The sequence below is a fragment of the Enterococcus sp. AZ140 genome (genome assembly GCF_051714405.1).
GTDB lineage: Bacteria > Bacillota > Bacilli > Lactobacillales > Enterococcaceae > Enterococcus_B > Enterococcus_B pernyi.
Genome location: NZ_JBIORU010000001.1, coordinates 2,245,405 through 2,257,720 on the forward strand (window position 1 = coordinate 2,245,405; position 12,316 = coordinate 2,257,720).

At 38.5% G+C, this 12,316-nt stretch carries 12 protein-coding genes; 4 read left to right on the forward strand and 8 right to left on the reverse strand.

Annotation, left to right across the window (positions count from 1 at the left end; all coding sequences use genetic code 11):
- Positions 1 to 233 precede the first annotated feature (233 nt).
- On the reverse strand, positions 234 to 605 hold the full coding sequence (locus IGJ39_RS10315) for a hypothetical protein (protein ID WP_065096780.1): 372 nt from the start codon (positions 603 to 605) through the stop codon (positions 234 to 236).
- Positions 606 to 608: 3 nt separating this feature from the next.
- Positions 609 to 998, reverse strand: coding sequence for a TetR/AcrR family transcriptional regulator (locus IGJ39_RS10320; protein WP_019723840.1), 390 nt, complete (start codon positions 996 to 998; stop codon positions 609 to 611).
- 224 nt (positions 999 to 1,222) lie between these two features.
- On the opposite strand from IGJ39_RS10320, the gene IGJ39_RS10325 reads away from it, so the two are divergent.
- Positions 1,223 to 1,975 (forward strand): threonine/serine exporter family protein, encoded by a 753-nt coding sequence (locus IGJ39_RS10325; protein WP_023520080.1) that lies wholly within the window; start codon positions 1,223 to 1,225, stop codon positions 1,973 to 1,975.
- Between the two features lie 15 nt (positions 1,976 to 1,990).
- Positions 1,991 to 2,464, forward strand: a complete 474-nt coding sequence (locus IGJ39_RS10330; RefSeq protein WP_010734803.1) for a threonine/serine exporter family protein — start codon at positions 1,991 to 1,993, stop codon at positions 2,462 to 2,464.
- A gap of 155 nt (positions 2,465 to 2,619) precedes the next feature.
- On the opposite strand, the gene IGJ39_RS10335 is transcribed toward IGJ39_RS10330, so the two are convergent.
- Both IGJ39_RS10335 and IGJ39_RS10340 read right to left on the reverse strand, forming a co-directional pair.
- Positions 2,620 to 3,459, reverse strand: a complete 840-nt coding sequence (locus tag IGJ39_RS10335; RefSeq protein WP_438764613.1) for a TIGR03943 family putative permease subunit — start codon at positions 3,457 to 3,459, stop codon at positions 2,620 to 2,622.
- A gap of 10 nt (positions 3,460 to 3,469) precedes the next feature.
- A complete protein-coding gene (locus tag IGJ39_RS10340; RefSeq protein ID WP_195274330.1) occupies positions 3,470 to 4,393 on the reverse strand; it encodes a permease in 924 nt (307 codons plus the stop codon).
- 278 nt (positions 4,394 to 4,671) lie between these two features.
- Between IGJ39_RS10340 and IGJ39_RS10345 the strand changes: the two genes are divergently transcribed.
- Positions 4,672 to 5,022 (forward strand): thioredoxin family protein, encoded by a 351-nt coding sequence (locus IGJ39_RS10345; RefSeq protein WP_065096783.1) that lies wholly within the window; start codon positions 4,672 to 4,674, stop codon positions 5,020 to 5,022.
- A 51-nt stretch (positions 5,023 to 5,073) separates the two neighbouring features.
- On the opposite strand, the gene IGJ39_RS10350 is transcribed toward IGJ39_RS10345, so the two are convergent.
- On the reverse strand, positions 5,074 to 7,317 hold the full coding sequence (locus IGJ39_RS10350) for an ATP-binding cassette domain-containing protein (protein WP_438764616.1): 2,244 nt from the start codon (positions 7,315 to 7,317) through the stop codon (positions 5,074 to 5,076).
- A gap of 252 nt (positions 7,318 to 7,569) precedes the next feature.
- A complete protein-coding gene (locus IGJ39_RS10355) occupies positions 7,570 to 8,226 on the reverse strand; it encodes a redox-sensing transcriptional repressor Rex (protein WP_010734798.1) in 657 nt (218 codons plus the stop codon).
- A 215-nt stretch (positions 8,227 to 8,441) separates the two neighbouring features.
- Between IGJ39_RS10355 and IGJ39_RS10360 the strand changes: the two genes are divergently transcribed.
- On the forward strand, positions 8,442 to 10,382 hold the full coding sequence (locus tag IGJ39_RS10360) for an ABC-F family ATP-binding cassette domain-containing protein (RefSeq protein WP_438764618.1): 1,941 nt from the start codon (positions 8,442 to 8,444) through the stop codon (positions 10,380 to 10,382).
- A gap of 73 nt (positions 10,383 to 10,455) precedes the next feature.
- On the opposite strand, the gene rhaM is transcribed toward IGJ39_RS10360, so the two are convergent.
- Positions 10,456 to 10,779, reverse strand: coding sequence for an L-rhamnose mutarotase (gene rhaM / locus IGJ39_RS10365; protein ID WP_019723905.1), 324 nt, complete (start codon positions 10,777 to 10,779; stop codon positions 10,456 to 10,458).
- A gap of 397 nt (positions 10,780 to 11,176) precedes the next feature.
- Positions 11,177 to 12,247: a hypothetical protein gene (locus tag IGJ39_RS10370; protein WP_438764620.1), complete on the reverse strand. Its 1,071-nt coding sequence runs from the start codon at positions 12,245 to 12,247 to the stop codon at positions 11,177 to 11,179.
- Between the last annotated feature and the right edge of the window lie 69 nt (positions 12,248 to 12,316).

The following is a 12,316-nucleotide window of genomic DNA, read 5'->3' on the forward strand; positions in this document are numbered from 1 at the left end:
AATAAAGAAGTATTTAAATTCTTTCATCAATTCCTTCTTCAAAAATTATATACGCATGTTACGTCGATTTCCAAAAATAAACAACCTAAATTTCCACGTGAAAGGAAATCTAGGTTGTTACTAAAACTTCATCAATTGATTCGATTGATCTTCTTGTCTATTATATAGCAAAGTGAATGCTTTTATCGATAGGACAATTAGGCACTCAACATCTACTCTTGTTTCAAGTTCTCTTATACAAAGTTTGCTTTGTTCATTGCCTGTTCAATCATCTCGACTGTTGCTTGTGGGTCTTCTACTCCAATGATGAGACGATTGAATTCTTCATCTTTTAGTGTGATAACGACTGCATTTTCTTTTCTTTTGAGATCATAAAATACCTTGTTTGAATCTTGGACGAATGTTCCGGCAAAATAATATCCATAGGCATCAACGCCCATTCTTTTTTCGCCAAATTTCGGTGTATCTTCCCAGACATCGGCATCCACAGTTGCGCCTAATACATTGGATAATGGTGTGGATATTTCATTTTTCAATGCCCACAGTTTTCGTACGCCCTCCATACTGATGATCAATCGATCATTTTGGATTTCAACTTTAGCCATTTTCTACTTCCTCCTGTCCGTAAGATTCGCTCGACGCATGATTCGATCAGCAATGATCGTTTCAATCGAACCTTCGTTTTTCTCTTCCAAAGCGGTGATTACCTTCTGTGCGACTTTCTTTACTTCGTTGTCATCTGCCGTACGTTCTAATAATGCGATGATCAATAAATCAATCAATAACCCATTATCAGTCACTCCATCTTCAGCTATATAGTTAAAGCAAGTCGTAAATAAACCAGCTTTACTATAATAAGCAGAGTATAAACTTCCTCGAAGCAAGCCAGTCGCCTTTACCAATTGACTGATCGACGTCCCTGCATACCCATTTTTGGCAAATATTTTTGCCGATTCTAGTAAAACTTTCTCTTCATTAAATTCTCTCGTTCTTCCCATAACTTAATTATGTCACATTATTGAACGATTGGTCAACAATTAACCAAAAAGCTTGATTTATCCTAACTGTTGACTTAACACTTGGCTCTCTTCAGCATTGCTCTCACTTGGCTCTTATTTTCCCTTTCACTGCTGATTTTTGAGATTCAAGTTTTCTTTTTATACGTTTTCCAATTTGTTTGTAGTAAAATAAATACAAGAAAACAACTATTGGAGAAAATGCCATGCCAGAAAGAGATTTAGATTTATTGCTTAATACCTGTTTATTGGCGGGAAAAATAATGACGGAAAGTAATGCAGAGATGTACCGTGTAGAAGATACGATGAGTCGAATCGCTTCTGCTTCTGGAAATTATCGTTTAGTTAGCTACGTGACCCAAACAGGACTATTTATCGGATTTGATCGGACTTCGACGATCCGCATGGAACAAATCACCAATCGAACGATCAATTTAGAAAGAGTAGTCAAGGTCAATAACCTTTCAAGAAAATATGTTGCCAATGAATTGACTTTGGAAGAACTATATAGCGCATTACAAGAAGTCGAGAAAGATCGACGGATGTTCCCAGTATGGCTACAAATCATCAGCGCTGCTATCATTAGCGGGACGATCATGATTTTATTTGGTGGCGAATTGAAAGATTTACCGATCACATTGTCGATTGGGGGAGTGGGCTACATTGTTTATCTTTGCAGTTTGCGTTTTTTTAGAATCAAGTTTTTAGCTGAATTCCTTTCCTCTTTGATTATCGGCATTGCCGCTATTTTAAGTGTGCGTTTAGGAATCGGTCTCAATCAGGATTTGATCATCATTGGTTGTGTCATGCCGTTGGTTCCTGGTGTTCAAATCACCAACGCGATTCGTGATCTATTAGCGGGGCACTACGTTTCTGGTGTTTCTCGTGGAGCAGAAGCGATGATGACTGCGGCGATGATTGGTTTTGCAATCGCCTTTATCTTTCAAATCTTCTACTAAGAAAGGACTTTAGCCATGTGGCATGTATTGATTCAATTTTCTTTTAGCTTTTTAGCGACCGCTGCCTTTGCAATCATCACTAATGTGCCAAGGAAAGCCTTAGTTTGGTGTGGTTTAGCTGGTGCCGTAGGTTGGATGATCTATTGGTTGTGTCTAGCTATGGGTGGCGGTGCAGCTTTAGGTTCATTACTAGGTTCATTAGGCGTTGCTTTTGCTAGTGATCTTTTTTCTAAACAACTAAAAATGCCCGTCACGATTTTCAATATCCCCGGTATGGTACCACTGGTTCCTGGTGGATTAGCTTACCAGGCTGTGCGCAGTTTAGTGACAGGTGCTTATCAAGATGCGGCATTTTTTACGGTTCAAGCGATCATGATCGCTGGAGCGATTGCCTTAGGTTTAGTGATATCGGAAGTCTTCAACCACAATATCCGTAGTTTTAAACTGAAACGTGAAGCGATTGTATTGAAGCGAAGAAAGAAAAAATGAGTGTTTCTCGTTTTGTCCTTTTTTGAACAGAGTAAAACATACGGTGAGATTCTTACAACCTATAGTCAAAAAGTGATAAGAGATGAAATTCTTGCGAGTTTCGTCTCTTATCACTTTTTATGTTGTTTATATTACTACAACTTTGTTTCGTTCATTTAAAATGCCCGATACACATATTGATTTTCAGGAGCAGTGATTTTTTCTACTTTCGTCACTACGACTGAAGGAATCTCTCGCTTGAAGGGTTGATAAAAATCGGTTTGGATCGTCCCTTCAACTTTGTACCAGTCATCATTTTTCACAGTCATTCCTTCTGGCAGATGCGTCAACAATCCAAAGACCCCGGAATCAGCAACACAGTGGATGATCCCAAATCGAAAGAGAAAAGTATCAGTACTCTTATCATTTTTCGACTGATAGATAAAGCCTTCATAAGAGACTTTTTTACCAATGAATTCGCTTGGATAGTTGTAGATCAATTCCATGATCTCTAAATAATTATCGTCTGTGATCGCAATCGTTTGTTCATCTTCGTATTTATCTTTTAACTCATTCATTTGATCTTGATAGTCGGATTTATTGAAATAAATACTCGTATCTGGTTTCAAATATTGCGTTTGCACTTGTGGATCACCGACAGATTCTTTGCTTAGTGGAAAGTTGAACCCTTTCGCTTCCACGATCGTTGTGTTTAAACTAACTGTCGGAAACAGTGTGCCTACAACGATCGGCAAGGCTAATAAGAGATACGCAATCCATCGCTGATAGGGTTTTGATAATCCGTGATCATGAGAATCATGGGACTCATGCGTTTCTTTTTTCCCATCTGCTTTTACCCAAAGATATAACTGAACTAAGGCTAGTAAGGCAGATAAGACCATGGATAATACTGCCAAATAACGATAATGGACATTGATGTATTGATCTAAACGCCCTGAAACTTGAAGATACATCATCATTTCAAAATAACCAGATAAAATCAAAAATCGCAGCATGTTTCTCCTCCTAAATAAATAGTGTAAAGCCGATAACACTTAAGGCGATCAGCCCGATCAATGAAACGATGAAGCGTGTGTTGAAGTAGCGTTTCATCATCAATAGGTTTTTGATATCCACCATTGGTCCAAAAACTAAGAAAGCGACAACTGGTGCCGTTCCAAAAAGACTTAATAAAGAGGAACCAATAAACGCATCCGCTTCAGAACAAAGAGACATCGTGAATGCCAATACTAGCATGATCAAAATGGCTAATAGCTTTGTCGAACCTAACGTCAGCATCACTCTCGTAGGTAAATAGGTTTGCATCCCTGCAGCAATCAAACCACCAATGATCAAATAACGGCCCGTATCGAAGAACTCATCAATCGAGTGAGTCAAGACATGGAGGATTCGATGTCCCCATTTCTGTGGTGCGATTGCTTCCACTTCCTCATGCTCATGTGTATGGGAGTTAGGCTCAACCATCGCTGAATCAATTGAAGACTTCAAGATTGTGCCTTTTTGGATATAGGCCAACCAGACACCTACGATCAGTGCGACAATAAAACTTCCTAACATACGCAGTCCCGCCATTTTCCAAGTATTGCCAAATGCAATAAAAGTTGAAAAGATCACGACTGGATTAATGATTGGCGCAGTGAGCATAAACGCAAATGCTGTGTGAACAGGAACCCCTTTTTTTACAAACTGATGAACGATTGGGACGATCCCACATTCACATGAAGGAAAGAAAAAACCTAAAATAGACCCAACAATAATCGATAAAAAGCGATTTTTAGGTAACCACCGTTTGACACGTTCGGGGGTCAAAAATACTTGTAAAGCACCTGAGATGATACATCCCAATAAAACAAACGGCAAGGCTTCGATAACGATCGATAAAAAAATCGTTCCCATCTGCAATACCGAATTTGGAATAAACGAAAACATATAATTTCTCCTTGTCATTTGAACTTCATTCGCCCATCAATATACGCTTTTCTTCAATAAAATACAAGAAAGCTTAAATTTTTTTCATAAGTTTAAGAAATCAAAAAAAGCTTTTTTATTGACATCTCCGTCATAAGGATTTACTTTTAGCACAGCTAAGATGAAGATTCAGGTAAAAAGAAGAGAGTCATTTGCCTATTTTCTATTTGTATACGACTGAATACTTTTTCACCATCGAATTAGCGATGTGCTAAAAGCAACCTTAAGGAGTTATCACCATGAAAGAAACCCATGATTTAACTGAAGTCTTAAAAACTATCCAAGAAGAACCGACTGTCGTGCTTGCGATTTCTACACCCAATTGTAGTGTTTGTCATGCAGTAGTGCCAAAATTGGAACAATTATTGACTCATTATACTTTCCCAGCGTATCATTTAGATGCCTTCGAGATGCCGGAAGTAGCTGGCACATTCCAAGCATTTACTGCACCAGTGATCTTGCTCTTCCATTTTGGAAAAGAAGTCGAGCGACAAGCCCGCTTTATTCAATTTGAACAACTGACAAAACGTTTAGATCAATTAAATGAATCAAGCAATCAAGTCAGCTACGATACTTTATTCGATCAATAAAAAAGAAGTACCAGTCATTTCTGCAAACAAATGACTGGTACTTCTTTTTAGTTAAACACCCGTTAAATAATGAGCTGTGATCGACTGTTCACAAGTACTGATTTTTTCTGGTATTCCTTCGTAAAGGATCTCGCCACCACGAATCCCGCCATCGATCCCCACATCGATCAACCAATCTGCCGCCTTCATGATTTCCAGGTTATGTTCAATGACGATGACCGTATTGCCTTTATTGACCAACCGCTCGATGATTTCTAAGATACTCTTGATATCTGCCATGTGTAAACCGGTTGTTGGTTCGTCCATAATGTAGATATTGCCTTTTTTACTTAATTCTTTCGCCAGTTTCAACCGTTGACATTCTCCTCCTGACAATGTATTTAACGGTTGTCCCAACGTCATATATCCTAGCCCTACTTCTAAAATTTGTTTCAGTTTTCGTTGAATCGATTTTTCTTCAAAAAATGCCACCGCTTCAGTCACACTCATCGCTAATACTTCATCGATCGATTTCTCTTTTAATTTGTATTGGTAAACTTCTTCTTTGAATCGTTTACCACCACAGGCTTGGCAAAGGACCTCTACAGAATCCATAAAAGATAATTCCATTTTGATATGACCATGTCCTTTACACGTTTCACATGCCCCTTCTGAATTATAAGAGAACAGTCCGGCAGAAACATTATTTTCCAACGAGAAGACCTTGCGGATATCGTTCATGATCCCTGAATAAGTCGCTGGGTTGGAACGAATATTCCCTGCAACAGCAGACTGATCGATATTGATTGCTTCCGGATACTCTTTGGCAAATACGCCGTTAACTAAACTACTTTTTCCTGAGCCAGCTACTCCGGTCACCACTGTAAAAACACCTAATGGTACTCTGAGAGAAGTATTTTTAAGGTTATGCAACGTCGATTTTGAGGTTTCAATAAACTTGTCTGTTTTTCTTGGTTCCTGTTTGAAATCTGTCATTTGTCCAAAGGCTTTTCCAGTTAATGTATCTGAAACTAGTAACCCTTCGTAACTACCTTCATAAGTGATGTATCCACCATTTTTTCCTGCTTTTGGTCCAACGTCAATGATATGATCTGCTACTTTGATGACATCTGGATCATGTTCTACAACAATGACCGTGTTTCCTTTATCACGCAATTTGATCAATAGTTCATTTAACCGATGAACATCTCGTGGATGCAACCCAATACTAGGCTCATCGAAGATATAAATGACGTCATTTAAACTAGAAGATAAGTGCTTGACCATTTTCACTCGTTGGCTTTCTCCTCCAGATAAAGTCGCTGTCTCGCGATCTAAAGAAACGTAATCTAACCCAATATTGATCAGATCTTGTAGTCGTGATTGGAGATTTTTCAACACTGGTTGGATCATTTCATCTGTGATCCCCGGTAAGATTTCTAATAGTTCATCCAGTTGCATTGCTAAGAAATCTGCGATTGAATATCCGTTGATCTTGCAGCCCAAAACCTTTTGATTGAATCGTTTTCCCTGACATTCTGGACATCTTTGTTCATCCATGAACGCTGCGATTTTTTTCTGGGTCGCGGCAGAGCTCTCATTGCCCCCTTTGATATTGGAACGATTGAAACGTGCCACTAATCCCTCATAGGTCGAACTCATGCCTTCCATATACAACGAATCGATTTTTTCTCCTGAAGCATACAAGAACTTTTCCATTTCTTCTGTTGAATAATCCTTTAATGGCTTATCATTGTCAAAAAAACCTGTGTTCGTGAAAGACTTCAATAACCAAGATCCGACTTTGTAGCCTGGAAGTAAAATCGCTCCTCCATTCAACGATTTTTCTAAATCTAACGCTTTGTCTAGATTCAATCCAACGATCCGACCAATCCCTTCACACGCTGGGCACATGCCGTGAGGATCATTGAATGAGAAATTCCAAGCGGGGCCTAAATGGGGAAGGCCAATACGAGAGAAAAGCAAGCGGATCAGTGGGTTGATATCTGTGATCGTTCCTAGTGTTGAACGCGAATTTCCACCTAAACGGCTTTGATCTACAACGACTGCCATAGATAAATTGTCGATGGCATCTGCCTCTGGCTGACTATACTTAGGTAAGAAATTCTGCACAAATTTAGAGAAATTTTCATTGAGTTGTCTTCCCGCTTCTTGGGCAATCGTATCAAAAACGATGGAAGATTTTCCCGAACCGGAGACACCTGTAAAAATCGTGATCTTTCTTTTTGGGATTTGTAAATCAAACCCTTTTAGATTGTTCTGTCTGGCATTATGTATCCTGATATATTCCTGCATTGCTGATCCTCCCGTATTCCCTCGATTTTTTTGGTGAAGTATTATTATAACACAGAAACAATGTATCACTATAATAAATTTCGAAGCTTTCAGTTGTTCACCTATCAGCCTCCTAATTGAAGAGACGCCAATGAAGGAAAATATTACTTATTTTTATCTATTTCTAAAAAAAATCATAAAAAAACAAACTATTTTTTCTAGTGAATAGAAAAATAGTTTGTCATCGATCGTTTAACTTTTCTTTATTTCCGGTTATTCGTTGTCGTCATGCTCATGCAAGGACGCATCGGAATGCAAGAAGTAGATCAACGTTTGTAGCTCGTTCGTCAAATCGACATTTTGGATCAATACTTCGGATGGTGCATTTAGTCGAGCAGATGTAAAGTTTAATATCCCTTTGACACCAGCTTCTGTCAAACGATTCACGACTTCTTGTGCTTTTTCGGCAGGTATCGTTAAGATTGCCACTTCGATTTGTTGGATCTTGATTTGTTCGATCATGTCATCCATTGGATAAACGGGAATACCATCAACGATCCGACCCACGATTTCTGGGTTCACGTCAAAAGCGCAGCTGACACGGATACTATTACTTTGGTGAAACTTATATTTCAACAAGGCACTTCCTAGATTACCGACCCCGATCAATGCAACGTTCGTCAATTGGTCATCATTCAAGGTTTTTGCAAAGAAATGCATCAAGTCCTCTACATCATAACCGTAACCACGTTTTCCTAGTTCGCCGAAATAGGAAAAATCACGACGGATCGTTGCACTATCTACTTGGACTGCTTCACTTAGTTCAGTTGATGAAACTTTTTTCTTACCTGCGTTATTCAAGATTCTTAAATAACGATAATATAAAGGCAGGCGTTTTGCGGTTGCCTTTGGAATTACATGGTCTTTCACTTCATTACCTCCACTGTATTTCTTCTCGATTTATACATCATATCAGTACTTACACAAAAAAATCAATTTCGTTGCTTGTATATTGTGAATTTTTATTCTTATTCTCATTTTCCTAGCTTCTCAGAACCTCGCAGTAACTATGAATTTGTGGTAGACTACAATAGAAAAAGTCCATGAAATTCTAGGATAATTCACAAAGTAGAAAAGAGGATTCGATGATACTATTACAAGCCAATCAAATCGCTCGCCATTTTGGCGCTGAGATTTTATTTGAAAATATCCACTTAGAGATCCAAACGGGCGCACGTATCGCTTTAGTCGGACGTAACGGCGCTGGTAAATCGACATTATTAAAAATCATTGCTGGCATTGAAGCCCCAGATGTAGGTAATATCGCAAAAAATAAAACAGCTACCCTTGGTTATTTGGCCCAAGATACAGGATTAGATTCCACTGAAACCGTCTGGAATGAGATGCTAAAAGCATTTGAAGAAGTGCGCTTGATGGAACAGCGGATGCGTGACCTTGAAGTTTTTATCAGTGAAGGCACCCCTGACACGCCGGCTTATCAATCCTTCTTGAAAGAATATGATAAATTGCAGCATGATTTTTCTGATAAGAACGGTTATAGTTATGAAAATGAAATTCGCTCTGTATTGCATGGATTCAAATTTGATCCGTCGTTTTACGAGCAAAGAATCGATACGTTATCTGGTGGTCAAAAAACAAGATTAGCTTTAGCGAGGATGCTTTTACAACATCCAGATATCTTGATCCTGGATGAGCCAACGAACCACTTGGACATCGAAACACTCGCTTGGTTGGAAAACTATTTGCAAAGTTATACTGGTGCCCTTCTGATTGTCTCCCATGACCGTTATTTCTTGGATAAAGTGGCGACTGAGGTTTATGAACTGAGTCGGAAAAAGATGCGTCACTATAAAGGAAATTATTCCAAATATTTAGATATGAAAGCTGAACAATTAGCTTCTGATTGGAAAGCCTATGAAAAACAACAGACAGAAATCAATAAACTCGAAGATTTTGTTGCCAGAAATCTTGTCCGTGCGTCAACGACAAAACGTGCCCAAAGTCGTCGAAAGGCATTAGAAAAAATGGAACGGTTAGACCGTCCACAAGGAGATGAGAAACAAGCTCATTTTCTCTTCAACGTGGCGAAACCTTCGGGAAACGTTGTGTTGCAAGTAGAAGATGCCGCTATTGGCTATGACGGCACCATCTTATCTGAACCAATCAACTTGGATATCCGTCGTCAAGAAGCAATCGCATTAGTGGGCCCAAATGGCATCGGCAAATCCACTTTACTAAAATCGATCATCCAACAGCTGCCTTTCATCCGTGGAAAAGAAACACTTGGTACGAATGTCAGCATTGGTTATTACGACCAAGGACAAGCGGAACTGCACACTAATAAAACGATTCTAGCTGAATTGTGGGATGAACATCCAACCGTTCCAGAAAAAGATATCCGTTCGATTTTAGGCGCTTTTTTGTTTTCTGGTGAAGATGTTGAAAAAACGATTCCTCTTTTAAGTGGTGGGGAAAAAGCACGTGTCGCGTTAGCTAAGCTAGCAATGAATCAAGAGAACTTTTTGATTTTAGATGAGCCAACCAACCACTTAGATATCGACAATAAAGAAGTGTTGGAAAACGCATTGATCGACTATGAAGGGACACTACTCTTTGTCTCTCATGACCGCTACTTCATCAATCGTATCGCCACTAAAGTCATTGAACTCTCAGAAAGCGGAAGCAAAGTCTACTTGGGGGACTATGATTATTATTTAGAAAAGAAAAAAGAAGAAGAAGAAATTGCGGAACTGTTAGCAGCTGAACAACCTGAGGTCAGCACGCCTTCAACAAACAAATCCACTTACTTCCAAAGCAAAGAGCAACAAAAGATCATGCGGAGCTTGCAACGTAAAATCACGCAAATCGAAGAAGATATGGCTCAACTAGAAGAAACAGTGGATGAACTCGAACAACAGATGGTTTCTCCTGCTGTATTAGATGATCATGTCAAATTGAATGAATTAAATCAAGCGCTTGATGAAGCACATCAACTACAAGAAGAAAAGTTGTCTGAATGGGAAAACTTGAGTCTTGATTTAGAAGAAATCGAAAATAATCAATAGACTCGCTCCTGTCATCCTTTTTAAACAAAACCGCTGAAAGCTGGCTTTATATCCTGCTTTCAGCGGTTTTACTTTAGACTTGTTGATATAAATCGAAAACATGTTTCAATTCGACAGTTACTGGAGAATGGTCTGGATTTGTTTCCATCAGATCTTCCATGAACACCCACCACTTTTGATTGATTGCTGTTTCTGGTACATGGCGCCATTTTTCTTCATCTTCAATCTCTAGATACCCAAAGAGAGTATTTGTTTCTGGATCAAGAAAAATCGAATAAGAGCGCGCACCATGTTCAGCCAACATGTCACGCATCTCCGGCCACAATTCATTGTGTCTTTTGAGGTACTCTGCTTCGTATCCTGGGTACAACTTCATTTTTACTGCTTTTTTGATCATTTTTATTCCCCTTTCACTGATTGTTCGATCTGCTCGACCCTAGCAATTATCTGTTGGTTCTTACTTCTTTATTTTCTAATTTAAAGCAAGCGTTTACAATAGCAAAAAATAAGGATAACGGTGGCAGATTCACAGGAATTCATCATAGAACAAAAAAGCGACCGCGGTGGGTGGCCGCGGTCTAGGAGTTTATTTTTACTTGAGGAGTAAAAATGAAAAAGTATAGGGTTGTTGGTTGGTATGTATATAGAATAGAAGAAAAGTTTGAAGAATTTTCACTATAATATTTGTCTTTTGTTAGGATAATTCATTAAGAAAAAGTAAAATGCCAAGTACATTAGTTACTTACTAATAAAATAATCATTCCATAGGATAAACTTTACACCTTGTTTTCCCCTTATCTAAGGTAGTTAAAGTAATCGGTTCGTCTACTTCTTACTTTCTTGCTTGCCTTTGCTTGTTGCTTTAAGAAACTTATTTTTTTTCGGTTTCTGAAATTAAGTTTTCTTAGTTGGTTCCGAATAAAGACGAATCTTCTTCTATTATTCATTGATTTTTGTTTCTTTTGATAAATGGTTACTTTCCTATTCGCGATGATAATAGCCTTCTTATTTTTTTGTCTGGCACTATTCTTGCTCGCATCTAGCACTGATGATAACTGTTTTTTTTGACTCTGATCATCTTTTGATGACGCTGTTCCTAATTCTTGGGGCTCTTTGTTTTTTTCTAGGATGGTCATTTTTCTATTTTGAACCATCACCGTTTCCAATACACCCACTCGTCTAGCATCCTGTTCTTGTTTCAGACGATCATTTTTTTCTAATACGCTCTCTGATGACAGGTTAGTCAATGAATCTTCTTGAACATTCGTTGATGGAATAGCGGCTTCTTGCTTTTCCATGTCTTTCAAATATTCTTGGATCATCGGATCAAGCATAAAAAAGCTAGGTTTCGCTCGGTGGCTCACTTCCTCTCTTACCTCATCCTTCAGCAGTCGATTGTACTTTGGGTTCTTTAAGCAGAACTGGAGGATTCCCTTTCGTATATCAACGGTTTCTTCTAATGACTGAACTAATTTCGTAAGTACACTAGCATCGACATTTGCATCGATTGTTCGATTTTTCTGTTGCTGAAATTGCTCAAGTTTTTCTTTATCGATACTTAACCATAAATGTATATAATCCGATACATAGAATTTTTTATCGTAATACTTAGTTATTTGATTAGTCAACTCATTTTGTCCACTGTCTTTGCAGTTGATTGCAATTTTTTCTGCTTGTTGGAGGCGAATGATGGCAGCTTCCTTACTTGACCAATCCCCGTCAGGTATCTGGTTTTTTAGAATTTTCTCTACTTCTTCTTTGACCGTTTTGTCAAATTCATTAAAAGAAGTTTGTTGATTTTCAATCGTCAATGTTGGTTCCTGATTTTGACTAAAGATATTCCTGATACGTTGGCTGATTCCCATAATATTCCTCCTTGTTTCTGTTGATAAAATGAGTATACAGTTTGTAAATCGATTCGTTCGCCTTTCTTT